We start from the raw sequence: 24,432 nt of genomic DNA, 5'->3' as shown, positions 1-24,432 counted from the left end.
AAATTTTGGTCGGATTTCGCTGACCTGCAGTGATGCGGGGCTCTGGGGACTGAAGCCACAATGTGTTAGCGGTCCGGACCGGTGCTGCGCAAGGCGGGACGCCGGGAGTTCAGCGAGCGCCATGGTGGGTTCGTCGTCGAGGACCGGGGGCGATGGAGTACCGTTCCGGGTCGCCTGCGCCGACGACGCCGACATCGCCGTGCGCGATCTCACGCGGTATCAGCCCGATCTGCTGAATGCCAGAACCACGTCGAGCTCGACCGTGACGATGATCAGGTGCTGCTGGTGCGGGACGGCTTCTGATCTTGTCCGATCCACTGCATGTGTGAGGTCAGCGGGGAGGGCGCCGCCGGGCGGGGTCGGCCTCGGCCGTGATGCGGGCGGAGGTCTCCTCACCCAGACGTACGTAGCGGCCGAGGCTAGCCAGGTGCTGGTGGCGGCTCTTGGCCTGAAGTTCGGGCGCGGTGCGTCCGGCTTGGGCGAGGTGCTGCAGCGCCGAGTGGCGGAGTTGATGCAAGGTCCACCCCTGACGGTGCGGGTCGAGCTTGGCGGAGGCGGTCTTGAACAGGTATTCGGCGCGCGGGTAGGACAGCCGGCCCTGCCCCGTGACGGGGCAGATGTCGGCGGCCGCCGGCGCGCGGCGCCCGGAAGCGGGGGCGCGCCGATCGGCCAGGAACACCGGTCTGGTGGTGCGGCCGGCCAGCAGGCGGGGCAGCAGCCGGGCGGTGGGGGTGGCCCAGTGCACGTACTCGATCGCGCCGCCTTTGGAGACGACGCGGGCGCGGCGGAACTCCAGGTCGAGGTCTTCGACGTTGAGGGTGAGGATTTCCTCGGCGCGGGCGGCCGTGTCGTACAGGAGCCGCCAGAGGACTCGTTCGCGTAGGGCGTGCGCGGGGTCGGTGAAGAGCGTCTCCAGGCGGGCGGCTGGGTAGGCGCGGTCGCCGCGGCGGGCGGGCTTGCGGCGCTCCAGCCGTCGGGCGGGGTTGGTCGCGAGGAGTTCCTGGCGCTGGGCCCAGACGGTGAACGAGCACAGGGCGGACAGGTGCCGGTTCCAGGTGGCGGAGGCTGCGGTGTTCCAGCGGTCCATGACCGCGGCGTAGTGCTCGGGGGTCAGCGCGGCGACTGGATGCTCCGGCCCGATCACGGTGATCAAGCGGGTGAGGGTCTGGGCGTAGCCGGCGCGGGTGGTGGCCGCGGTGATGGAGTCGAGGAAGCGCTCGACGGCGGCCGCAGTTCTCTGCCCGGGTACGGCCGGGTCGGGCTGGCTGGGGAACGCCACGGCGGACACGAGGGCGGCCTCCCTGCAGGTGATGTGACAGATAATGTTGCCGAGTCGCCGCCGCGGTGGCGGATGCCGAGCTGGGGTGACGCGACCGGGAGTCAATCTATGTGACAGATAATTCATCTTACTTGTCACATATGCACCGCATCTGGCTACCGTGATCGGTATGCGCTTCTCCACCCCCACCGGCAAGGCCTCGCGACGAGCGTGTGGTGTGTCCTGGACGCGGCCGGAATCAAGGCCAAGACGTGGAGGGCGAGCCCCGCGGATGGTTGCCGTCGGGGGATGGCGGGATCGCATGCGTAGTCGCAGGCCAGAAGTGTGCCTACATGATCGACTCGCTGGCGTCCTCAGGAGTTCCGGTATGCGGGCCTGGTTTTGCGATGAGTCGGCCCCTACTGTGCGACCTCGATCGGGCCAGCGGCAGAGGTACGCCGTTGGCGGGCTTTCTGCCAGATCAGCGCGCGTTCAGAGGAGACCGGCGTTGTGCACTTTTATGGCGACTTGGACGCGGCTGTCGGTCCCCAGCTTGGAGAAGATTCGGGTGATGTTCGCCTTCACGGTCGCGACGCTCATGTGGAGATGCTCGGCGATTTCGGCGTTCGAGTTGCCCCGGGCGACCTCGATTGCGACTTCCCGCTCGCGTTGGGTGAGTTTGGTCAGCTCCCGCTGCGCCTTCGGGCGCTGCGGTTCGCCTCCGCCGGTGGCTGCGGCGATGACCTGTCGTGCGACACTCGGCGACAGCACCGGCTCACCTTTCGCCACGGTGCGGACGGCCTCGATCATCTTCGGCGGCGGCGTGTCCTTGAGCAGAAAGCCGTCGGCGCCGAGCTGCAAAGCTCGCAGCACCATGTCGTCGGCGTCGAAGGTGGTGAGCACAAGGATCCGGGGCGGGTCCGGCTGGGCAAGCAGCAGTTCGGTGGTGGTCAGCCCGTCCTGGTGGGGCATCCGGATGTCCATCAGCACGACGTCGGGCCGCAGATCACGGATCACGCTCATGGCCTGCCGTCCGTCCGCTGCCTCGCCAACGAGATCCAGGTCGGGCTCGCCACCGAGAATGAGGCGCAGGCCGGTGCGCACCATCGGGTCGTCATCCACGATCACCAGTCGAGTCACAGTGCAAAGCCTCCCATGGCAACCTGGCGTCGAGGATGAAGCGTCCGTCCTGTACGGCATGGCTGAGAGTGCCGCCGGCCATCCGGATCCGTTCGGCGAGGCCGACCAGCCCCAGCCTGCCGCCGGGTCCTGCGGCGGTTGCGAACAGTGCCGGGTTGCTCACCCGGATGCGCAGGCTGTCACCCGGCCACCCGGCAAGCTCGGCCGTCACCCGGCTGCCCGGCGCATGCTTGCGCGCATTGGTGAGAGCCTCCTGCACGATCCGGTATGCATGCCGGCCGGTCTGCGTGGGCAGCAGTTCCCGGTCGCGGATGGTGTCCTCCACCTCGACGTGCTGGCCGGCGGCACGCACTTCGTCGAAGAGGGCGTCCAGGTGGCTCAGGTTCGGTTGCGGGGCCTCCACGACGCCGTCGCGCCGGAGCGTGCCGAGCACGGTGCGCAGTTCGTTCAGCGACTGGTGCGCGTTCTCCTGGATCGCCAACGCGGCCTCGCGGGTCTCCTCGGCGGTGAGGTCCTTCCGGTATGCCAAGCCGCCGGCGAGCATGGACAGCAGGGAAATCCGGTGCGCCAGGACGTCGTGCATCTCCTGGGCGATCTTGAGCCGTTCCGCCAGCTTGGCCTGCTCGATCCGTTGCAGTTGCTGGCGTTCGGCGAGCCATGCCGTCTCTTGCCGTGAGGCGGCCAGGTCCTGGCGCCCGCGAAAATACAGGCCGAAGACGGTCAGCCCGCCGAGGACGACGGTTCCGGTCACTATGGACACATCGGTCGCCTCCGTGATGGCGGGCAGGGTGGCGTACGCCACCAGGCTCAGCCAGGACACGGCCGCGACGGGGACGATCTGACGCCACCGATAATGCGTGCACAAGGAGACATACGCGACGTATGCGGGGCCGCTCGCCATGCTGGAGAACGCGCTCAGCAGGGCGGTGGCCAGCGCGATCTGCCACGGCCAGCGACGCCGCCATCCCATCAGGATCAGACCGATCACGCCAAGCCCCACATCGGCCAGCGCCATCGGAAGCCGGTCAGGGTTGCCGGAAACGCTCGCGCCTATGGCAGTCGCATGAAACAGCATCGGCAGCAGGGCACACAGATAGCGCAGCGTGATGCCCCAACGGTCCATGGCCGGCTGGTTGTCCGTACGGTCGTGCACGCTCCACAGCCTAGATACCGCCTGGGCGATGCCTTAGCGGCCCAGGTCCACATCCAGGTGGCCGAAGGTCTACAACCTGGGGCGAGTGATCTAGCCCTTGCGTCCAGCCGCCCTCGGCCTGGGTCCGATGACGGGCGGCCGCGTGTCCAGTGGACTTGACCCATGATCGAGTTCGACCACGTCAGCAAGTTCTACAAGGACGTGAAGGCACTTGACGACGTGTCCTTTACCGTCGAAGCGGGCAGCATCACCGGGTTCCTCGGGCCCAACGGCGCCGGGAAGTCCACGGCCATGCGCATCCTGGTGGGGTTGTCGCGCCCCACCTCGGGCTCGGCCACCGTACTGGGCCGCCCGTACACCGAGTTGGGCTGTCCGGGTTCCCAGGTGGGCGTGCTTCTTGACGCCGGCGCGCAGCATCCCGGCCGGACCGGCCGGGAGATCCTGACCCTGAGCGCGATGATGCTTGGACTGCCGAGGTCGCGGGTCGGCGAGGTCCTCGACATGGTCGGACTGGCGGCCAAGGAGAGCCGACGGACGTTCGGTGGCTACTCACTCGGCATGCGCCAGCGTCTCGGCGTCGCTCACGCACTCCTCGGCCAGCCCAAGGTGCTCATCTTGGACGAGCCCGCCAACGGTCTCGACCCCCAGGGCATCCAGTGGATGCGCGGGCTGCTGCGCAACCTCGCCGACTCGGGACGCACGGTGCTGCTCAGCTCGCACCTGCTGCACGAGGTGGAGCGGGTCGCCGACCGCATCGTGATGATCGGCCGCGGCCGCATCCTCGCCCAGGGCACCGTTGACGAGCTCGGCCAGGGCCGGGACCTCGAACAGACCTTCCTCGAACTGACCGCGAACGCCGACCGGAGCGCAGCGTGACCGAAACTGGCATCTCCGCAGGCAAGAGCGACCTGAACAGCACCATGACGCACGACGCCGGCACCGGTGACCCCAAGAACACGGACCAGCAGAGGACAGCGATCCCGTTCCACCGGCTGCTGTCGGTCGAGGCCCGCAAGCTCTTCGACACCCGCAGCGGCAAGATCATGACGGTGATCCTGCTCGTTCTGACTCTGGCGTCAGTCGTGGCCCGCGGCGTCGTTTCCGGTCCGCAGCTGCACACCCTCGTCGAGACCGCCGGAATCGGATTCGGCACCTTGCTCCCCGTGATCGGCATTCTCACGGTGACCGGCGAATGGAGCCACCGCACCGCCCTGACCACGTTCGCCCTCGAACCTCGACGCCGGCGGGTGCTGGCGGCCAAGTGCCTGCCTCCGCTGATCACTGCTACGGCGGCCTCCCTGTTCGCGATGCTGGTCGCGGTGCCGGTGACGGCTGCCGTCGCCAGTGCCCAGGACGTCCCAGCCGAATGGGAGATCGTCCCTCTCGCCCTGCTGGGCTGGACCGCAGCGAACGTCCTCGTGGTCGCAATGGGCCTTTCGGTCGGCATGCTGCTCCTGAACGCACCCGCCGCGATCGTGATCTGCCTGGCGACACCGATGCTGTGGAGCGTCGTCGCCCGGCTCGGCGCCACCGGAGAGGTCCTGACCGAGTGGCTCGACCTGGGCACCACCGCTGCCCCCCTGATGTCCGGCGACATGACCGGAGGCGACACCGCCCGGCTGGCCGTTTCCGTGATCTTCTGGATCGTCATCCCAATGACGCTCGGCGTCGTGCGCGTGACCCGCAAGGAAGTGAACTGACATGAGGCGCAGGCTCGTCCGAACGCTCCTGAGCATCGCCCTGATCGCTCTGCCGGCGACCGGGTGCGCGGGTGTGGACACCTCGCGGCTGACGTCCGACACCGTGGTCCCTCTCGGCCGGGCTCCGCTCGCCGATGCCGCCGGGAAACGCGTGGTCGGGATCGGTGAGGCCACGCACGGCAACAAGGAGTTCGTCCAGACCCGCACACTGATCATCCAGAAGCTGGTGCGAGACCACGGCTTCCGCACCATCGCACTGGAGGCCGACTTCGGCGGCACAGCCGTGGCCGACGACTATGTCATGAAAGGCCAGGGCAGCGCGGAGGACGCGGCTACGGCGCTCGGCTTCGACATCTACCGGACCCGCGAGATGGCGAACCTGATCGAGTGGATCCATGACCACAACGCCGCCGTCGCCGACGCGGACAAGGTGCGTCTCTACGGCTTCGACATGCAGCGCTACGATCGGAACAAGGAGCGGCTGCTGCGCTATCTCGCGACGGTCGACCCTGCCCGGGTTCGTCCGGTCGAAGAGTCCCTGGCCGCCCTCACCGACGCCACCAGGTCCGAACAGGACAAGCAGAAGGTCACCGCCGCCGCCACCGCCGCAGAGCAACTCGTCGCCCAGATGAAGAACTATCAGAAGAAGTACGTGAACATCAGCTCTGAGGAGTCGTTCGTTCTCGCCGTGCACCACGCCGAGACGATCCGACGCGGCGCACAGTTGCAGATCTCCGGAAACGACTACGCCAGCAAGCGGGACGCCTGGATGGCCGAGAACGTCAGGTGGATCGCCGACGTGGAGGCCGTCCAGGGACGGAAGAAGATCATCGTGGGCGGTCACAACGGCCACATTGACAAGAGCGGTGCGGCGTTCGCCTTTGAGTCGATGGGGCGGCGGCTGGCCAAGGCGTACGGCAAAGACTACTTCGCCATTGGCACCGACTTCGGCACGAGCACCTTCGTCAGCAAAGACGACGACTCGGGCGAACGCAAGCAGTTCACCGTGAGCCACACCTCGCCTTTGGCCAAGCTGTTCGGCAACGAGCCGTTGGGCTACGTTAACCTCGCGCAAGCCTCGACCAAGCCCGGCAACCGCCAGTTGCTCACCTCGGAGGTCCGAATGGGCAACGTCGGCGATGGTTTCCGGTCGATCTACAGCTCTCTGAGCTGGACCTACACGGTGAAGATGGTGCCCGCCAAGGCATACGACGCCCTGGTGTACGTGCCGCAGGCCAGCCCGGTCACACCACTGTGACGGCAGTTGGGTGTCAGGACTCGGTTCATAGCGCCAGAACCGGCCGCACCGTGGCGTTCCACGCCGAGAACATGGCCTCCGCCTGCGGCCTGCTCCAGCCCTGGCCCTGCTGATCCACATCAGCCCCTGAGCGATCACATCAGATTCGCTTCCGCAGCCGCCGGGCGCAGCGGCCGCCAGCCGCCACCGTCCAGCTTGGCCAGCTCCGCCTCGACATCCACGGTGATGACGCCGAAGAAGTTGACGTTCTCGCTGTGCGCCGGGGAGATGTGCGCCAGCAGCTCGTCGGGAACGTCCCGGCCCGACGCGCGCAGCTGCCGCACGGCAAGCGAGTAGTACTCAGTCGTCCAGGTGATGACAGAGTTGGTCAAAACGGTCAAACACCACGCCTGGTCCGTCTGACCGCCCCAAGGCCGGCTTGGTGACGGCGCCCTGCTGGGCATAGTGCAGGTCCCGGCGCAGCGCGTGCAAACTCTCGCCTTTGTTCAGCTGGCAGGCGATCTTGCGGCGGCAGGCCGGGTCCGACAGATACTTCGCCGCGTGCAGGGTACGGCGTAGCATGCCCCATTCCTTGAGCCCTGCGGCCAGGGTGTTCTGCCGGGAGGCGGCCGACCACTTGCCCACCACCAGCGAGGCGGTGGCCTGGCCGTATTTCAGCGACCCGGCCATGCGCAGCAGGTCGGGTCAGCACTCGGCGATGAGGTCTTCGTTCCAGCGGGCACCCAGGAGGGGGCCAGCGTGCGGATAGCGCTTCACCACTTCAGTTGGGGTGTCGTCCCGGATCAGAGTGATCTTTCCGAGGTCCCGGATGCGCGGGGAGAGCAGCTTGCCCACCAGGTCGAACAGGGCAAAGTTGATCAACGTGACGCCGTGGGTATCGGTCGCGTGTTCGAACAGGGGCAGATCGGTGGCGTTGCCCAGGAAGTCGTCCAGCACGAAGTGCGCCTCGCGGGCGTTTGGCACGATGATTTTCGTGCCGAAAGTGGAGTGCTGGTCGGACACGTGCGTGTAGGAAGACAGCACCTGGCCGCCGTGGATGGTCATATCCCGGGCGGTCGTGCTCTTGCCACGGACCGGGAAGCGCTGGCCATCGGAAAAGGACATGGTGCCGCCGCCGAACACCTTCGACAGATCCAGCCCATGGTGGTGGTTGACGATGCAGGTGTTGGCCTCGCGCAGCGTCTCCTCCCGCACGTACCACTCCTGCGTCCAGCGCAGCACGTCATACGGGATGCCGCAGGCCTCGCTCATCCGCGCCAATCCCAAATTCGTGGCGTTGGCAATGAGCACGCTGAGGATGTTGCGCTTGAGATCGACCGAGCGGGCCTGCTTACGGCCGCCAGCGTGAGTGAAGCAGTCCAGGAAATCCGTGCGCACGTCCAGCTCGATCAGCAGCGAGGCGATCGGCGCGAACGGCAGCATCCCGGCCAGCTCCGCCCGCAGCTCCTTGGCCTCGCCCGGCACGTCCTCGGCCGACAGCGGCGGGATCACCAGCCGGTCATCCTCATCGAGGCGGACCGCGCCGGTGTCGTCCGGCAGCGCCTGGGCTAGCGTGGCATCCAGGTCGGCCAGCGCGGCGTGCAGTTCCTCCTTGCCCTGTTCGATCGCCTCGGCCGCGTCGCTCGGCTTGCGGACCAGCTTGCAGAAGTCGGTGCGCCGCGGCGCCCACTGCTCGGGCGTGTACAGGTAAGTGGCCGGGTCGGCGTAGCGCCTCGAGCCCGGCACGAACACGTCCCCCGAGCGCAGTCCGTCGCGCAGCGCCAGCACCACGCAGAGCTCCCAATAGTGCCGGTAGGCCGTCTCGTCGCCGTCCTTGCGCGCCTTGGCCAGGTACTCGGCGTACCGGGCCGGAACGAACGAGGTCGGGGCGCCCTCGGGCACCTTGCGGCCGCCGCTCTCATTCAGGCGCTTCAAGATGGCCAGCGCCTCCATTAGATCCGCGGTACCGGTCCCGCCCTTGAAGTCGATCGCCGCCAGCACCTGGGGGGTGAACTGGCGCAGGTAGGTGTAGGAGGCGTGTAGCGCCGAGAGCCGGCCGTGATCGCGGGGCAGCTTCTTCCAGCCTTCGGTGACGACCTCGCGCAGCTTGCTCATCCCGATCGTGTTGCGCAGCAGCCCGCCGATCTGCTCGTCCGGGATGGCCGGGTCGGCGAGCACCGGAAAGATCACCTCCAGGAGCAGCTGGCGGGCCTCACCGGCCTTGGCCCGTTCGATCAGCGCCTCGTCAGTCTTGGATTTGGCCCGCGACTCCCGGGCGGACACCGCCTGGTCGAACAGCATCACCACCTCGTCGACCTGGTCGATCGCGGATTGAGTGGCCACCGCCAGCAAGATCGGATAGCGGCGCTGCTCCTCGCGGCGCTCCAGCGCCTGGTTGGTCGAGCGGCGGCCCACCGAGGCCAAGAAGCGACGCCGCTCACCGGCCAGGCCCGACATGTCCAGGGTGTGGGCGTCCATGTTGCGCAGGTAGATGAGCTTTTCGATGGTGATCTTGACCGAGGTCGCACTGGCATCGGTGGCCGCTTTGATCAGCCAGGCCGGCCGGGTCATCTTCAGCCCGGCGTCATACATCAGCAACCGGTCCAGATCCGCCCGTAACTGATCGGTCAGCAGGTGCGCCACCTTCTCCCAGGTCAGCGCGTTGGCGCTGGTCCGGGCGGTGGCCACCATCTTGGCCAGCGTCGTCACGCCCGGCCGGATCGTCTTGGCCGCCATCAGATACTCGGTGGCCAGGTTGAACAGCAGCGTCGGCGAGTCGTGTTCCATGGCCCGGTCCAGCAGGAACTGCTCCAGCTCCTTCATCGCCGTGCTCCCGGCCGGAGCACTCTTCCACCCCAGATAGCTCGCAGCCAGCCGCAGGTGATCCGAGCGGGTGTGCGCCCGCTCGCCGTACCCCTCCAGCACGGCCGGATCCACCCCCAGCCGCTCGGCCAACCGGGCCACCGCCACCGGCGGAGCCGAGCTCACCTCATCCGGCACGAACCCCAACCAGGGCAAGGTAGCCAGCTGAACGGCCAACCCCAATCGGTCGGTCGGGCCACGGCCCCGGCCCGGGTCGATGAAGACGACGTCGGCGGGGGTCAGAGTGAAGTACCGGATCAGATCGTCCCGGCCGATATCAGGGTACGACCGCAACCGCTCCAGCTGGTCATCGGAGAACATCCGGGTCGACATCGACCACCCCCACACCGCAACCCGATCAGGACCGTAGGAACGGTAGCGGAAGTGATCAACAACCGGAACCTTCCTGTATCAGTTCAGGTCAGCGAAATCCGACCAAAATTTCCCCGGGGCTACAGGAACCCCCACGAGGCCATCCACCACCGGCACCCCGCCGCGAACGTGGCATAGATCGCTGGAGAGCCACGTACTGGGAACCCAGTCCGCGTGGTTCGGAGGGACGCGTCGCCGGAAAGGTCCTGCCAAGCAGGAACCTCGCCGCGCGGCTCATCCTGTTTCCACGTACGTCGTGTACGCGCACCCCGACGGTCATCTTGAGAGCGCCTGTACCACGGCGTCGACGTCGTCTTGATTGTTGAAGTAGTGGAAGCCGAAACGTACGCGATCGCCGAGCGCGGTGGCCCGGATCCCACCGTGACGCAGCCGCGTGGCGATCGTTTCGGCCTCTTCCACCTGCAGGACGACGATCTGCGACAGGCCGCCGTCGTTCAGACGGCGCAGCCCGATCTCCTGCGCCCGTTCGATGAGGCGGGTCGCGAGTGCCAGGCAGTGTCTCTCCACGATGCGGGTGTCCAAGGAGAGCATGAGCCGTAGCGCGGCGCAGGCGCCCATCCATGACAGCCAGGCAGGAGAGGTGTCACACCGGCTGGCGTCCGCGGCCAGTCGCATGGGGCCGGCGAAGTAGCCGTACGGAGGGCCGGTCGATTTCCATCCAGGGGCGAGCGGGCGCAGCTCTCCCACCAGGTCGGGCCTCGTGACGAGCCAGGCCGCACCCCGTGGGCACAGCAGCCATTTGTATCCGTGGACCGCGAGGTAGTCGGGGCGTACGGCGGCCAGGTCGAAGGAGAGGGCTCCCAGCGACTGGGTGAGGTTCACGAACAGGCGCGCGCCGACACGGTCGGTCGCGGCGCGTAGTGCCGGTAGATCGAGGCGCTGCCCTTCCCTGCTGGTCACCTCGCTCACCGCGAGCAGCGCGGTGTTCTCGTTCACCGCGTCGATCAGGTCCGCCACCCTGGTGATGCCGTGTCTGGCCGGTACGGCGACCACGTCATGTCCGGCGGTCCACGGGAACAGGTTGCTGCGGAACTCCTGGGCGGGGACCACCACGCGGCCCCGGGGGATCGACGCGGCGACAATGGCCGCGGCCTCCCCAAGTGAGCCGACCGCCGACACCGTGGCGGGGTTCACGCCGATGAAGCGGGCGAACAACGTGCGTGCCTCGGCGACGGCGCCGTCCCATTCGAGCCAGTCGAAGCCCCCGCTGGACCAGTCGTCGAGGGCGGCCCGCAGGGTGTCCACGACGGGCCGGGGCCCGGGCGGCGCGCCCGGGGTGTCCAGCCAGACGGTAGAACGCAACGCGGGAAAGAGCGTGCGGAACTCCTCCGGTCTCATGCCCGCGGTTCTCCTGCGGCCGGGACCGCGGCGACCGCCTCGACCTCGACCACGATCTCCGGCGCAGCCAGGGCGCTGACGACGATCAGGGAGTGCGCCGGCCAGTCCCCTTCGGGGAACCAGTTCTTGAACACCTCTGTTCGCGCTGCCCGGCATCCGGGCAGGTGCTCCGTGCCGGCCACCATGGTGAACAGCTTGACCAGATGGCGCGGCTCCGCCCCGGCGGCCGCGAGCAGGGCGCCGATGTTGGCGAACACCTGCCGCGTCTGCGATTCGGCGTCGGCGCCGGTGAGGACGCCGTCCTCACGCACCCCCACCTGGCCGGAGATGAAGAGCAACCCGTGCGAGTCCGGAACGGACGCCAGGTGGCTGTACTGCGCGACCGGCGCCCCGACCCCGCCGGGGCTCCAGCGGTGAATCATTTCTGCACTCCTTCTCCGATGCGTCACGACCTTTGCGCATGCTAGACGGGCACCTGATCACTTAAGCGCCCTTACGAGGACAAATTTCAGATAATCGAAAAGTGGCTTCATTCTGCTAACGCCGCCGCGTCTGTCCGATGCAGCGTGTGTCCCGGGAGGTGGATGCCGATGACGAGGCAAGCACGTGACGAGCAGGTGCTGGAGTATCTCGACGCGATGGCGGAGGAGATGCTCGACCTGCTGTCCGCGAGCGTGCGGTGCGCCAGCGAGAGCGGCTGGGAGGACCGCGTCGCCGAGGTGTACGCGACGTGGTTCGCCGGCCGTGGCATGCCGGTCACTCGGCAGCCGATCGCGAGCTCTGGGTTCGCCGCGGGCGAGCCTCGGGCGAGCGAACGGGAGAATGTGATCGCGTGGTATCCGGGCCGCACAGGTCGTTCCGTTGTGGTGCTCAATGGCCACCTGGATGTGGTGCCGGCCGGTGACCCGTCAGCATGGTCGCTTCCGCCGTACTCCGGTCTCAGGAAGGCGGGCCGCGTGCACGGGCGGGGATCGGTGGACATGAAAGGCGGGATCGCCGCCGGTCTGTACGCGCTGGCCGCCTTGTCGGCCTTGCAGATAGATCTCGGCTTCGACATCGCCATGGAGCTCGTCGTGGCCGAGGAGACCACGGGCGTCGGCACTCGGGCGGCCGAAGCGGTGGTGCCGCACCCCGCCGCGGCGCTGGTGCTCGAACCCAGTGGGGGCGCGATCGTGCCCGTCTCCACAGGGCTGCTCTTCTTCACCGTGGAGGTCACCGGCAAGGCCGCCCATACGTCGGCGCCGTGGCGTGGGGTGGACGCGTTCGAGCGCCTGATCTGGTTGCGCGAGGCGCTCGCCGAGCACGCGCGCAAGCGTGGCGAGCGGTACACGCATCCGCTGTTCGCCGCCGTGCCGACGGCCCTGCCCTTCGCCGTCGGCACGGCGAGCGCGGGCACCTGGCGGGCCGCGGTCCCCGATCGCGCTGTCATGTCCGGCCGGCTCGGGGTCGCCCCCGGCGAGTCCCTGGATGCGGTGCGCCAGGAGTTCCAGCACGTGGTGGACGAGGTCGCCGCTGCCGACGAGTGGTTGCGCGCGCATCCGCCGACGCTGCGCTGGGACCATGAGGGCCTGCCCGGTTGGGAGACGCCCCTGGACGACCCGCTCATCGTGGCACTGGTCTCCGCTCAGCGCGATTTCTCGGGGTCGGAGTCGCTGATCGGTTTCACCGCGGGATCGGACGCGGCCTTCTTCGGCGCGCGAGGCATCCCGACTGCTGTTTTCGGGCCGGGCGAGGTCTCTCTCGCCCACGGACCGGACGAGTACGTCTCGGAGCGTGATGTTGTGGACGCCGCCAAGGTACTGGCACTCGCCTTGCTGAGGATGGAGGTGAACGGGCGTGAACGATGAGCGGGAGACAGACCGCGGAACCCTGCTGCACACCCTGGACCGTGGCCTGCAGGTCCTGGAGGCCGTTGCCGCGTCCGAGGGCGACGCCACGGCCAAGGCGCTGAGCAGGCAGCTCGGAATCAAGATCGGAACCTGCTACCACCTGTTGCGTACCCTGGTCGCCGCCGGGTACGTCGTACGGCTGACCGGCGGTCTCTACGACGTGGGGCCTCGCGCGGCGTCGCTGAGCCGGCACCTGCAACGCCGCGCCGGACCCTCCCCAGAGCTGTCCGTCATCCTGACCCGGCTGCACAACAGGACCCAGGAGACCGTCTACCTGTCGGGCTGGCAGCATGGCACGCCTACGCTGCTGCACTATCTGGCGGGAGAGCACGCTCTCAGAGTCAGCGCGCTGGACGTTGGTTATGTCGGGAACATGCACGCCCGCGCCTCATGCAAGGCGATCTTGGCTTACCTGCCGGAGGAGCAGGTGGCGGCAATGCTCAAAGGCGTGCCGCTGGAGGCGCTGACACCGAACACCGTCACCGACTTCGACGAACTCACGGTGGAACTGGCCAAGGTCCGCAGCCGCGGTTACGCGCTCGACCTCGAGGAATTCAGCCCCGGCGTGGTCTGCCTGTCGGCGGCGTTCTTCGACGGAAGTGGCGCCCCCGTGGGCGCCTTCACCGCATCGGTCCCCGTCACCCGGTTCACCGAACGCCAGGCCAGACTCACCACTCAGGTGTGGGAAGCCGCGTCCATGGCCACCACCCTGCTGCGCACCGGCCGCATCGTCATCCCGTCCGCCGGCTGACCCCAGCCCCCGTCACCCTCACCGGCTCCGCCGGAGATCTCAGGAAAGGAGCGTGGATACACCCATGCCTGAAACCGCCGCGCAGCTCGGCTTCCTCGAATCGATGCTGCGTATCAGGTTCTTCGAGGAAGAGGTCGCCCGCCTACGCGCCGAAGGCTCGACCGTCGGCTCGGTCCACCTGTGCAACGGTCAGGAGGCCATCTACGCCGGCGCGAGCGCCGCTCTCGATCTGAGCAGGGACGCCGTGTTCCCCACCTACAGAGGACACGGCTGGACGCTGGCCTGCGGAGCTCCGCCGTACGCGCTGTTCGCCGAGCTGCTGGGCAGGCAGACGGGCGTCAACGGGGGCAGAGGTGGGTCGGCGTACCTGACCGCTCCCGAATACGGCATGTACGGCGAGAACTCGATCGTCGGAGCGGGCGCGCCCATCGCGGCAGGCGCCGCGCTCGCCGCCACGTTCGACGGGTCCGGGCGGATCGCGCTGGCCGCGTTCGGCGACGGCGCCATGAATCAGGGAGCGGTGCACGAGGCGATGAACTTCGCCGCCGTACGCGATCTTCCGGTGATCTTCCTGGTGGAGAACAACCACTACTCCGAGCTGACGCCTATCGCGTCGATGGTGCGTGGCGACAGGCTGTTCAAACGCGCGTCGGCGTACGGGATGCCGGGCGGGCGGGTCGACGGCAACGATCCCACGGCTGTCCGCGACGCGGTCGCCCGGGCAGTGGAACGAGCGCGGGCAGGTCACGGTCCGGCCCTGATCGAGGCCATGACACAGCGCATCGTGGGCCACTACATCGGCGACGCCCAGCACTACAGACCTCCCGGTGAGCTGGAGACCGCCCTCGCCGACGAGCCGATCGCCCGCCTGCTCGCCACGTTGCGCGAGACGATTCCGCACGCTGAGCTCGACGCCCTGGCCGAACGCGTGCGCGACGAGATCGCCGACGCGTCGGCACGAGCCCAAGCGGACCCGCCGGCCGATCCTTCCACCGTTCTGGAGCACCTGTATGCCTGAGATCAAGAACCTGTCGTACGCCGAGGCCGTGAACGCGGCCCTCACCCGGGCCCTCGACGAGCGCGCGGAGGTCCTGCTGTTCGGCGAGGACGTGGCCGTGCCCGGCGGCGTGTTCGGCGTCACCAAGGGGCTGCGCAAGAGGTTCGGCGAGCGGGTCTTCGACACGCCCATCTCCGAGTCGGCCATCATTGGCGGGGCGGTCGGCGCCGCGATGTTCGGCAGGCGCCCCATCGTCGAGATCATGTGGGCGGACTTCTTCCTCGTCGCCCTGGACCAGGTCGTCAACCAGGCGGCCAACGTCCGGTATGTCTCCCGCGGAGCCGTCACCGCGCCCATCACCATCCGAACCCAGCAGGGCAGCGCCCCCGGCGCGTGCGCGCAGCACTCCCAGAACCTGGAGGCCATGTTCGCGCACGTGCCCGGACTTCGGGTCGCCATGCCCGCCACCCACCAGGACGCCTATGACCTGCTGCTGGCCGGAGTCTGGTGCGACGATCCGGTGATCGTCATCGAGAACCGCACCCTGTACCACACCGGCAGGTCGCCCGTTGGCGTGAACGGCGGGATCCAACCGGCCGAGGGCGCGCTGATCCGCCGACCCGGTGCCGATGTGACGCTGCTGACCTGGGGTGCGATGCTGCATCGGGCTCTGGAGGCAGCCGAACTCGCGGCGGGTCAGGGAATCGACGCCGAGGTGATCGACGCCCGCTGGATACGCCCGCTCGACCTCGCCACCGTGCTCGCCAGTGTGGAACGCACCGGACGTCTGGTCGTGGCCCACGAGGCGCACACCACGGGCGGGGTCGGTGGCGAGGTGCTCGCCGCCGTCGCCGAGGCCGGTGTCCGGCTGCGCTCTGCCCCTCGTCGCGTGGGTACGCCCCCGGTACGCATCCCCGCTGCGCCGGCACTGGCGCAGGCTGTCATCCCGGACGCCTCGGCCATCGCCGACGCGCTCGTCCGGTCCGCGGCCGGCTGAACGGCCCACCTCGTCTGAGGAGAGGGGATTCGGCAGATGAATCCAACAGTGATGAGCCTTCGGTCCATTCACAAACGGTTCGGTGCGAACCATGTCATACGCGGCCTCGACCTGGATGTGTCGGCAGGCGAGTGCATTGCCCTCGCGGGTGAGAACGGCTCGGGCAAGTCGACGGTCGCCAAGATCATGAGCGGGGTCGAGCAGCCGACGTCCGGACGCGTCGTCTGGAACGGCACGGATGTCCGGCTCGCGTCGCCGAGAACGGCCCGTGGCCTGGGCATAGCGGTGATCCCGCAGGAACTCGCCTACATCGGTGGGCTGAACGCGCTGGAGAACATCGCGTTGGCGACCTGGCCGAAGAACGCCGTACTGACCTCGAACCGGCGGTACCTGGCCCACGTCGGCGACGCTCTCGACGAGCTCGGGCTCAAGGTGGACCTTCGGGCGCCCATGGAATCCCTTACGCTCGCCGAGCGGCAGTCCATCGAGATCGCCAAAGCGCTGCTGCACAAGGCCAGGCTCATCATCCTCGACGAGCCGACCGCGGCTCTGCATCGACCGGAGGCCGCCAGGCTGCTGCGACTTCTGGCGACCTGCAAGCAGAACGGTGTCGCCCTCATCTACATCAGCCACCATTTCGACGAGTGCTTCGAGATCGCCGAGCGCTTCACTGTCCTGCGCAACGGCAGTGCCGTCGCCACCCTCCCGGCCCGCTCGACGAGTCGTGAGGAGATCGTGAGCCACATGCTCGGCCCCGAGTACACCCAGCCGTCGGCGGCGGCTCGTACCGGTGGGGGCGAGGGCGCTCCGGTACTGCGCCTGACCGGCTGGACGTCGGCACGCGTGCCCGCGCTGCACGGCATCGATCTCGACGTCCGCCAAGGGGAAGTGGTGGCGATGTTCGGCATTCTCGGGTCCGGCGCCGAGACGCTGGCCAGATCGCTGGGGGGCCACCAGCGCGGAACCTCGGGACACACCGAGGTGTCGGGGCTGCGCATGCGGGGGGCGCCGGGCAGTGCCGCCGCCGCCCGACGGCTCGGCATCGCGTACGTTCCGGCCGAACGCAAGTCGGAGGGAATCGCCGAGATCCGGCCGGTGTCCGAGCACCTCACGCTGATGACGCCCGGACGCGTTTCCCGCTTCGGCATCGTGTCCCGGCGGCGGGAGGAGGCGCTGGCCACCAGGCTGACACAGGACTTCGGCGTGCGCTGCGGATCCGTACGGCAGCCGGTGGGCGAGCTCAGCGGCGGCAACCAGCAGAAGGTGCTCCTGGCGAGCCGGGTTTCGGCCCGGCCACGGGTGCTCCTGTTGCACGAGCCGACCCGCGGCGTCGATGTCGCCGCCCGCGCCTTCATCCACCACCGGATCGTGGACGCGGCCCGTGATGGTGCCGCCGTTCTGATCGTCACCTGCGACGTCGCCGAGGCCGTCGCCGTGGCCGACCGCGTCGTGGTCATGCGTGGCGGGCGCGTGGTGCGCGAGCTGCGTGGCCAGGACAAGAACGAGAAGACCGCCCTTGCCGTCGCCACTGGAGGCGATCATGACTGACAAAGCCGACACAGCCTGGGCTGTCCCCTCTGAAGCCGGGACGACCGCAGGGCACGCCCGGGCCGCCGACAGAAACGGTGTCTCGCGCGAGGCCGACCCGGGCGTGGAACCGCCCAGAACCGAGACCGGCGGCCGGAGAGCGGCTCCCAGAGGCGTGGCCGTCGCGCTCTTCTTCGTGGCCGTGGTCGTGGCCTGCTCCGCGGCGATCGACGGATTCGCCACCTATGACAACGTCACAGTCATCGCCTCGTCTTCAATGGTGATCGCCGTCGCGTCGTTGGGCCAGCTTCTCGCAGTGATCTCGGGTGGGTTCGACCTGTCTGTCGGTGGCGTCGTACCCCTGGCCGCCGTCACCTTCGCCGTGCTGACCGGCCACGGGTTCGGCGTCCTGCCCGCCACCGTCCTCACGCTGATGGTCGGGATGGCCTCCGGCCTCGTCAACGGCGTCGTCGTGGGCATTTTCAAGATCAACGCTCTGATCGGGACGCTGGCCACCATGTCGATCACCGGAGGGCTGGCTTATGTCGTCACCGGCGGTCTGACCGTCCAGGTGGATCCCCGGGCCGGGGTGCTCGGCGATCCTCTATGGCTGGACCTGCCGGGCTTCGTCTGGCTGGGGCTGGCCTTGATCGTCGGCACCCATCTGGTCCTGCGCTACACCATCTTCGGACGCCGCATCTACATGATCGGGGGCAACTCGCAGGCGGCGCTGCTGGCCGGTGTCCGCGTCAGCGTAGTCACTACCGCGGTCTATCTCTTCTCCGGCGTCCTCTCGGCGCTGGCCGGCGTCATGGCCGCCAGCCAGCTGCTGGCCGCGACCGGGGGAGTGGGTACGGGCACAACGTTGACCAGCCTGGCCGCGGTCGTACTCGGGGGAGCCGCGCTCACCGGGGGACGTGGCGGCGTGTTCGGCGCGGTGATGGGCGTGGCATTGCTGGGCGTGCTCAACGACGCACTGAACCTGCTGCGTCTTCCGAGCTTCTATCAGCAGATCGTGGTCGGCGGCGTCCTGCTGCTGACCGTGGGCATCGGACGGCTCCAAGAGCTGTCGGCCGAGCGCTGGCCGCTGGTGCGGTCACGAAGTTGAGAAAGGTCCACAGATGACAATCCGTCCCCGCGTCGCGGCCGTTCTTGTGGTGAGTACGCTGATCTGGGCAGGGATGACCTCCTGCTCGAGTGACGGCGGCCGACCGGACACCGGCGCCCTGCCGGCCCATCGAGAGTTGAAGCGGGTCGCCTATGCCGCGCCCAACATGACCACGCAGATCTATGCCGGCCAGGCCGACAACTTCGTCAAGGCCGGCCGGCGGATCGGCGTCGAGGTGAAGGTGTACGACAACTCCGCCGACGCAGCCACTGCCATCACCAACGCCAACCTCATGGTGGCTCAGAAGCCTGACCTGCTGGTGGAATTCGCACCGGTCGCGGACGCCACCTCCAGAATCTCGGCGATCTTCAAACGCAGCGGAATACCGTGCATCGCCGTCAACGTCCGCATCGAGGGCTGCGCCTTCTTCAACTTCGACCAGAAGTACCTCGCGCGGGCGCAGGCCGAGGTCATCGCGGCGAAGATGAAAGCGAAGGGCTGGGACGGCACCAACACGACCGTCGTCATCGAGCAGGCGTCGAAGCTGGGGCCTTCGGTCAACATCGCGGTGACATGGTTCTACCAAGAGCTGGTGAGCATGGTGCCGGGCTTCGAAACGATCACCTCTGATCAGATCACCGCCGCCACCACAACCATCGCGGAGGGCCAAGGACTCCAGGTCGACGGCGGAACGGACATCGACAGCGGGTTCTCCGCCACCAGCCAGGCCTTGCAGACCATCCCGGCGGACCGCAACGTCGTGGTCTACACCGTCAACGACGACACGACCGTCGGCGCGCTCCGAGCCCTCACGACCGCTCGCCGTGACGGCCGGGCCATGGTCGCTGGATACGGCGCGACCAAACCCGCCATCGACGCGATGCGGTCCGGCGCACCCTGGGTTTCCAGCGCCAAGGGATTCTGGGAGGAATGGGGCCAGTTCCTCCTCGCCATGGGAACCGCCTTGCTCCGCGGCGTAGAACCTCCGGACCTCACCGCACCCCCCATGATCGCCGTCACACCGGAGAACATGGACAGCGTCTACGCTCCGGGGATGACGAAGGTCACACGCATGCCCGCCCTTCCCGAGAGCTCGAAATACCTGCTCGAAACGGGCATCCTGCAGAAGTTCGGCAACGTTGAAGGCGCATGACATGACTTCCGAGATGAGCGCGAACCCGGTGGCGACCGTGGTACTCGTGCACGGCGCCTGGCACGGCGCATGGGCCTGGGAGCGGCTCACACCCTTCCTGCGGAAGAGCGGAGTCCGGTACGCAACGGTGGAATTGCCGTTCACCGGATTGATGGACGACATACGCGCCACACGCCACGCGATCGAAGCGGTACGCGGTCCGGTGCTGCTGGTCGGGCACAGCTACGGAGGCTCCGTGATCGGCGCCGCCGGAGACCACCCCGACGTGCGTGGGCTGGTATTCGTCGCCGCCAAGGTCGTACGCGCCGGTGAGCCGCAGGATCTCGAAGGAGACCGGCTTCCGCCCGGTCATGTCTCGGTGCTGACGCCTGAGCTGATCGCGGCGATCCGCACATTGCAGGACGGCACCACCACCATCGCGCCCCACCGTGCCCACGAGGTCTTCTACAACGGCCAAGCCGCCGAGGACACCGTCACCGCGATCGCCAGGTTGCGGCCGGTGAGCAGGGCATGCGCGACCGAAACGCCGGATGCCTGCGCGTGGGACTCCCTTCCCACGACCTACATCGTGTGCGAGCGGGACCGAGCGCTCCCGCCGGCGGTCCAAAAGGCGTACGCAGCCCGACTGAAAGGCGAGACGATCAGGCTTCCCACCTCCCACTCGCCCTTCTGGAGCAGACCCGAGCTGCTCGGGGCCGAGATCGTCCGCCGGTTGCCACGATGACCGCCTTGCGGCGCTCCTGATCTCGCGCGTCGCCGACGCGCGCACCCATCCCTTTCCTTGGAGATCCGTTTGTCATGAGAGCACTCGTCCACAACCCCGACGCACCCCACGGCCTCTGTCTGGGCCAAGCGCCCGACCCCGTCCCGCGCGACGACCAGGTCCTGGTACAGGTCCGCGCGATCTCCTTCAACCTCGGCGAGCTGAAGAATCTCGCCGCCCACCCGCCCGGGCACGTGTCCGGATGGGATGCGGCCGGCATCGTCGTCAAAGCCGCCGCCGACGGATCCGGTCCGCCCGCCGGTGCTCGCGTCGTGACTTTCGGCTGGACGGGAGGCTGGGCAGAGCTGCGCGCCGTCGACACCTCCGAACTCGCGGTCGTACCGGACTCGATCGACCTCGGACCGGCCAGTGCCTTGCCCGTCGCCGGCGTGAGCGCGCTGCAGGCCCTTCGCGGCCTGGGGCCGGTGCTCGGCCGTCGCGTGCTCGTCACCGGCGCCTCGGGCGGCGTCGGCCGCTACGCCGTTCAACTGGCCGCCCGCGCGGGAGCACATGTGATCGCCGCTGTCGGGAGTCCCGAACGCGGGATCGGCCTCACCGGCTTGGGAGCGGCGGAAGTGGTGGTCGGCCTCGACAACGTGTCCGAGCCGGTCCACGGAGTGATCGACAATGTCGGCGGCCCTCAGCTGTCCGACGCCGTCACGCTCCTGGCAGACGGCGGAGTGATCCAATGGATCGGTCAGGCGTCGGACCAGCCCACCGTGCTCGACGCTCGACAGCGCGCGGGCCACCGCTCCTGGCGGCTGGAGAGCTTCGCCGTCGCCGCGCCGTTCGGGCCCGACCTCGCCGTTCTGGTGGATCTGCTCGCCAAAGGGGAGATCGACCCCCAAGTCGGCTGGCGCGGTCCGTGGGAACGCGCGTCGGAGGCGGCGCATGCTCTTCTTTCTCGCCAGGTCCAGGGCAAGGTCGTGCTTGATGTCACTGAGGAGCATCTGGTGTCATGTGCCTGAAGATGAACTGCCCCGGCTTTTGACTCCACCGAACCCGGGGCGATTCAGTCTCGAAGCATTCGAAGTGCACCCAGCTCAAGACCATCTGGATAACGCCGTACTGAGTGGTCGCGCAGTTGTTCCAGGCCCGCGGTCTTGAGCCGGTCGGCCTCGTCGGTTTTACCGACCGCGGGAGTCCATAGATGGCCTTCGACCTGCGGCGATACGTAGCTTACATGTTCTCGATAGAAGACCAAGAGGGTTCGGGAAGATCGCCCGATGTGGTTCTTCGACCCGGGTGCAGGCTGTCGTTGATCTTGTGTGACCACTTGGATGGGGAGGGGAAGGGCCGCGTTGATCGTCGCGGCTTTCTTTGGGAAGATGCCCGTTGTGACGTCGAACCGACGAAAGGCCTATGGCGCGTAGAGGGCCAGGCCAGGTGCGCGCGAACCTACCGCGCAGGCTCCGCCCGGGACAGGGCAGGACGATTGTTTCTGGGGTCTCGGCGCGTGCGCAGAGCGAGATCGCCAAGTTCGAGAGCTCGCGTCTGTGGCCGGGCGCCATCGCCGATGCGGTGGCGCGCTGGGCTGGGACCGTTCACGGGCCAGCTCGCCGGCTGACCGATCCGGTGGTTCGTGGCTGCGGAGTTGAGGCGTGCTGCCCCTTCGACGCTCATCCGCGAGAGATGCTGGAGCAGGCCCTGTGTGGGCTTCCGTCCGGCGCGTCGTGGGAGCTGCGGCAGCGGGTTCAGCCGCTTGATGAGCTCTACTGTTCCCGCACGATCGTGGACTTCGACGCCGATCCGTCCCAACCATGGTGGTTGAGGAGATGCTGAACCTCGGACGGGGGATGCCTCGTAAACGCCCCTCCGCCCTCCGGCCGGGAGCAGGCTCCTGCCTGCGGTGCGGCACCCGGCAGGACTACTGCGAACGTTATGACGCTGCGCTTTGCGTCCTGTGTGACGAGTGGCGTGAGGGTGTCTGCGGTGACCTCGGGTGCACCCTACTGCCGAGACCGGCCCGTGCGACCAAGCCTGGCCCATGACCATGCCCCCGCTGAGCCCGCCTTGCGCCGGGCAGCCCGGCTGGCCAGCCGGCGGGACCGCACGCCATCGGCTCCTTGACGGCGTGGGGCGATGAGCGGGCGTCGACGCCGGCGCTGCGGGCGAGGGATGACGATGCGGCTCCAGCAGACGGGCCGCGGCCGAGGTTCCCACGCGTGGCGCGCTCGCGCGCGACGGGGTGGAGCAGCCCTAACGAGCAGGTTTCGGCCGTCCAGAGGCGGGCGCCATCACCCGGACGACGCACCCGCCCTAACGGCTCCTCACCAGCCTCCAACTCACTCACACCCAGCGACACCGTCGCCTCCCTGACCCCAGCAGCCTGAGCTACCGCCCGGATCCCTCCATGACCCATCGCCCGAGCCTCCGTACCCAGCAGCAGCCGACGCTGCCGCTCATCCAGATGCGGCAAGATCGCCTCGAACTTCGCCTCCAGCATCCCCACAGTCTCCAGCGACACGGCCATACCGGCTCTTCGTAGTTCGCCGGGCTCAGGTTGTCGGCTGATCACCTAAGGTGATCTTGCGAGGTGACGGTCAGTCATCGGGAGAAGCGAGCGGGGTCGGGAAGACGAAGAAGCACCCGTGGTGGTGGATCATGTTCTCGCCAAAGAATAAAGATCACAGTCACACGGGTGCATGGAGCAGCATACGGGTTCGGCCCTGCTGGGGCTGATAGGTGTGTCGGTGTTCGAGGTGGAGTACGACGGGGACGGCGGCCGGGTGGTGCATGTCGTCTCGGAGCGGTCGGGGCCGCCGTTATGCCCGGATTGCGGTCTTCCCGCAGGCCGGGCCAAGCAGTGGGTCACGGCGCGGGCGACGCATGTGCCGGTCGGGCTGGGGCCAGTCACGCTGGTGGTGCACAAACGGCGCTGGCACTGCGCCACGCCGTGGTGTGAGCGGGCCTCGTTCACCGAGCAGGTGCCGCCGATCGCCGCCGGGGCCCGCATCAGCGAACCATTGCGGGAGCAGATGGCCGTCGAGATCGGCGATCAGACGCGTCCGGTGTCTGAGGTTGCCGCTGCTCATCGGGTGAGCTGGCATACCGCTCATGACGCCTTCGCGGCGGCGGTCGATCCGGTGCTGGAACGCCCGCTGCAACCGGTGAAGGCGCTGGGCATTGACGAGACGCGCCATGGTAAGCCGCGCTATCGGCTCGATGAGCAGGGGCGGCGGGTGCTGGAGGCGGACACCTGGCACACCGGCCTGGTCGATCTCGGCGGTGGTCAGGGCTTGCTGGGACAGGTGGAGGGGCGCACCGCCGAGACCGTCGCCTCCTGGCTGGACGCGCAGCCGGCCGCCTGGCGTGACCAGATCAGCGTGGTGGCCATCGACATGAGTACTTCGTATGCCAAGGCGGTGCGCGCCGCGCTGCCGCATGCAGCGCTGGCTGTCGATCACTTTCACGTGATCCAGGCCGCCAACAAGGTCATCAACCTGGTGCGCCGTCGCGCCATCCATGCCCGCTACGGTCGGCGCGGCCGGGCCGGGGACCCGGAGTACGGGATGCGCCGCACGCTGCTGCGCAACTGGGAAGACGTGCCCGAGGCACGGGTGACGGCGATGTGGGAGGTCTTCCTGGGTGCCGGAGCGCCCGGCGAGCAGGTGCTGGCCTGCTGGGTGGCCAAGGAACAACTGCGCGCTGTCTTCCGGGCCACCTGCGCCAGTCAGGTGCGAGACCGGTTGGCCACCTTCATGTTCTGGTGCGCCGATCACGCCCACATTCCCGAGCTGACGGGGCTGGCCCAGACCATCAGCACCTGGCGGCACGAGATCGCCACCGCCATCCTGCGCGGCGTCTCCAACGCCGCCAGCGAGGGCACCAACCGTGTCATCAAGCTCGTCGCGCGGATCGCCTTCGGCTTCCGCAACCCCATCAACCAACGACGCCGCGCTCGCTACGCGACAACGCGGGCGAGCCGCCGACCACCATCACGCTCCGCAGCCAGAACCCGGTCACCCAAGGTGATCACATGACAGCACCGGCCCGGTCAAATACGAAGACCCGCCATACCAGACCATCGGGCGAAACAAGCAGATGCTACGGGTTATTGATCGGCAAGCCCTTAGCCTGAATCCACGGCGTGAAACTTTGAGCGAGGACCAGGAAATCAAGTGAGGTGCCCTTTGAACTGGGAGGATGGGAGTTCTTCACGCTTC

Annotated in this window: 19 protein-coding genes and 2 pseudogenes; 13 read left to right on the top strand and 8 right to left on the bottom strand. The window is 68.0% G+C overall.

Annotated elements, in window-relative coordinates:
* Positions 1-331 precede the first annotated feature (331 nt).
* From ACIBVN_RS57455 to ACIBVN_RS57445, 3 genes are all read right to left on the bottom strand, one after another.
* The gene (locus ACIBVN_RS57455) at positions 332-1,288 is read right to left on the bottom strand and encodes a tyrosine-type recombinase/integrase (RefSeq protein WP_397150840.1); all 957 of its coding nucleotides are present in this window, start codon (positions 1,286-1,288) and stop codon (positions 332-334) included.
* Positions 1,289-1,750: 462 nt separating this feature from the next.
* Entirely contained in the window at positions 1,751-2,380 is a 630-nt protein-coding gene (locus ACIBVN_RS57450) for a response regulator (RefSeq protein WP_397150838.1), read from the bottom strand.
* Positions 2,373-3,551, bottom strand: coding sequence for a sensor histidine kinase (locus ACIBVN_RS57445; RefSeq protein WP_397150836.1), 1,179 nt, complete (start codon positions 3,549-3,551; stop codon positions 2,373-2,375). Before ACIBVN_RS57445 ends, ACIBVN_RS57450 begins: the two co-directional genes overlap by 8 nt.
* A 162-nt stretch (positions 3,552-3,713) precedes the next feature.
* Between ACIBVN_RS57445 and ACIBVN_RS57440 the strand changes: the two genes are divergently transcribed.
* From ACIBVN_RS57440 to ACIBVN_RS57430, 3 genes are read left to right on the top strand one after another with little or no spacing between them, the layout of a single operon-like run.
* On the top strand, positions 3,714-4,427 hold the full coding sequence (locus ACIBVN_RS57440; protein ID WP_397150834.1) for an ABC transporter ATP-binding protein: 714 nt from the start codon (positions 3,714-3,716) through the stop codon (positions 4,425-4,427).
* The gene (locus ACIBVN_RS57435) at positions 4,424-5,251 is read left to right on the top strand and encodes an ABC transporter permease (RefSeq protein ID WP_397150832.1); all 828 of its coding nucleotides are present in this window, start codon (positions 4,424-4,426) and stop codon (positions 5,249-5,251) included. Before ACIBVN_RS57440 ends, ACIBVN_RS57435 begins: the two co-directional genes overlap by 4 nt.
* A gap of 1 nt (position 5,252) precedes the next feature.
* Positions 5,253-6,509 carry an erythromycin esterase family protein gene (locus tag ACIBVN_RS57430; protein ID WP_397150830.1) on the top strand — a complete coding sequence of 419 codons (1,257 nt, stop codon included), beginning with the start codon at positions 5,253-5,255 and terminating at the stop codon, positions 6,507-6,509.
* Between the two features lie 134 nt (positions 6,510-6,643).
* On the opposite strand, the gene ACIBVN_RS57425 is transcribed toward ACIBVN_RS57430, so the two are convergent.
* From ACIBVN_RS57425 to ACIBVN_RS57410, 4 genes and pseudogenes are all read right to left on the bottom strand, one after another.
* Positions 6,644-6,880 carry a Tn3 family transposase gene (locus ACIBVN_RS57425; RefSeq protein ID WP_397150828.1) on the bottom strand — a complete coding sequence of 79 codons (237 nt, stop codon included), beginning with the start codon at positions 6,878-6,880 and terminating at the stop codon, positions 6,644-6,646.
* Positions 6,849-9,671, bottom strand: a pseudogene (locus ACIBVN_RS57420) (Tn3 family transposase). The gene ACIBVN_RS57425 and the pseudogene ACIBVN_RS57420 overlap by 32 nt, the downstream one beginning before the upstream one ends.
* 327 nt (positions 9,672-9,998) lie before the next feature.
* Positions 9,999-11,081, bottom strand: a complete 1,083-nt coding sequence (locus ACIBVN_RS57415; RefSeq protein ID WP_397150826.1) for an aminotransferase class V-fold PLP-dependent enzyme — start codon at positions 11,079-11,081, stop codon at positions 9,999-10,001.
* Positions 11,078-11,503, bottom strand: a complete 426-nt coding sequence (locus ACIBVN_RS57410; protein ID WP_397150824.1) for a RidA family protein — start codon at positions 11,501-11,503, stop codon at positions 11,078-11,080. The genes ACIBVN_RS57415 and ACIBVN_RS57410 overlap by 4 nt, the downstream gene beginning before the upstream one ends.
* Positions 11,504-11,671: 168 nt before the next feature.
* Between ACIBVN_RS57410 and ACIBVN_RS57405 the strand changes: the two genes are divergently transcribed.
* From ACIBVN_RS57405 to ACIBVN_RS57365, 9 genes are all read left to right on the top strand, one after another.
* Positions 11,672-12,928, top strand: a complete 1,257-nt coding sequence (locus tag ACIBVN_RS57405) for a M20 family metallopeptidase (protein WP_397150822.1) — start codon at positions 11,672-11,674, stop codon at positions 12,926-12,928.
* Positions 12,918-13,721 carry an IclR family transcriptional regulator gene (locus ACIBVN_RS57400; protein ID WP_397150820.1) on the top strand — a complete coding sequence of 268 codons (804 nt, stop codon included), beginning with the start codon at positions 12,918-12,920 and terminating at the stop codon, positions 13,719-13,721. The genes ACIBVN_RS57405 and ACIBVN_RS57400 overlap by 11 nt, the downstream gene beginning before the upstream one ends.
* A 64-nt stretch (positions 13,722-13,785) precedes the next feature.
* On the top strand, positions 13,786-14,739 hold the full coding sequence (locus ACIBVN_RS57395; protein WP_397150818.1) for a thiamine pyrophosphate-dependent dehydrogenase E1 component subunit alpha: 954 nt from the start codon (positions 13,786-13,788) through the stop codon (positions 14,737-14,739).
* Positions 14,732-15,715 carry an alpha-ketoacid dehydrogenase subunit beta gene (locus tag ACIBVN_RS57390; protein WP_397150816.1) on the top strand — a complete coding sequence of 328 codons (984 nt, stop codon included), beginning with the start codon at positions 14,732-14,734 and terminating at the stop codon, positions 15,713-15,715. The genes ACIBVN_RS57395 and ACIBVN_RS57390 overlap by 8 nt, the downstream gene beginning before the upstream one ends.
* Before the next feature lie 51 nt (positions 15,716-15,766).
* A complete protein-coding gene (locus ACIBVN_RS57385; RefSeq protein ID WP_397150814.1) occupies positions 15,767-17,263 on the top strand; it encodes a sugar ABC transporter ATP-binding protein in 1,497 nt (498 codons plus the stop codon).
* The gene (locus ACIBVN_RS57380) at positions 17,256-18,350 is read left to right on the top strand and encodes an ABC transporter permease (protein ID WP_397150812.1); all 1,095 of its coding nucleotides are present in this window, start codon (positions 17,256-17,258) and stop codon (positions 18,348-18,350) included. The genes ACIBVN_RS57385 and ACIBVN_RS57380 overlap by 8 nt, the downstream gene beginning before the upstream one ends.
* Positions 18,351-18,363: 13 nt before the next feature.
* Positions 18,364-19,503 carry a sugar ABC transporter substrate-binding protein gene (locus ACIBVN_RS57375; RefSeq protein WP_397150810.1) on the top strand — a complete coding sequence of 380 codons (1,140 nt, stop codon included), beginning with the start codon at positions 18,364-18,366 and terminating at the stop codon, positions 19,501-19,503.
* A gap of 1 nt (position 19,504) precedes the next feature.
* The gene (locus ACIBVN_RS57370; RefSeq protein ID WP_397150808.1) at positions 19,505-20,227 is read left to right on the top strand and encodes an alpha/beta fold hydrolase; all 723 of its coding nucleotides are present in this window, start codon (positions 19,505-19,507) and stop codon (positions 20,225-20,227) included.
* 74 nt (positions 20,228-20,301) lie between these two features.
* Positions 20,302-21,234, top strand: a complete 933-nt coding sequence (locus ACIBVN_RS57365) for a zinc-binding dehydrogenase (protein ID WP_397150806.1) — start codon at positions 20,302-20,304, stop codon at positions 21,232-21,234.
* 1,259 nt (positions 21,235-22,493) lie between these two features.
* Here the strand turns inward: ACIBVN_RS57365 and ACIBVN_RS57360 are convergent.
* Positions 22,494-22,739, bottom strand: a pseudogene (locus ACIBVN_RS57360) (ISAzo13 family transposase); the annotation flags it as partial.
* A gap of 220 nt (positions 22,740-22,959) precedes the next feature.
* On the opposite strand from ACIBVN_RS57360, the gene ACIBVN_RS57355 reads away from it, so the two are divergent.
* Positions 22,960-24,249, top strand: coding sequence for an ISL3 family transposase (locus ACIBVN_RS57355; RefSeq protein WP_397150804.1), 1,290 nt, complete (start codon positions 22,960-22,962; stop codon positions 24,247-24,249).
* Positions 24,250-24,432 lie beyond the last annotated feature (183 nt).

The organism is Nonomuraea sp. NPDC049400, assembly GCF_044466425.1.
In the GTDB taxonomy this organism is placed as follows: domain Bacteria; phylum Actinomycetota; class Actinomycetes; order Streptosporangiales; family Streptosporangiaceae; genus Nonomuraea.
Note: the sequence above shows the minus strand (reverse complement) of the source record. Positions and strands in the feature narration are given on the sequence as shown.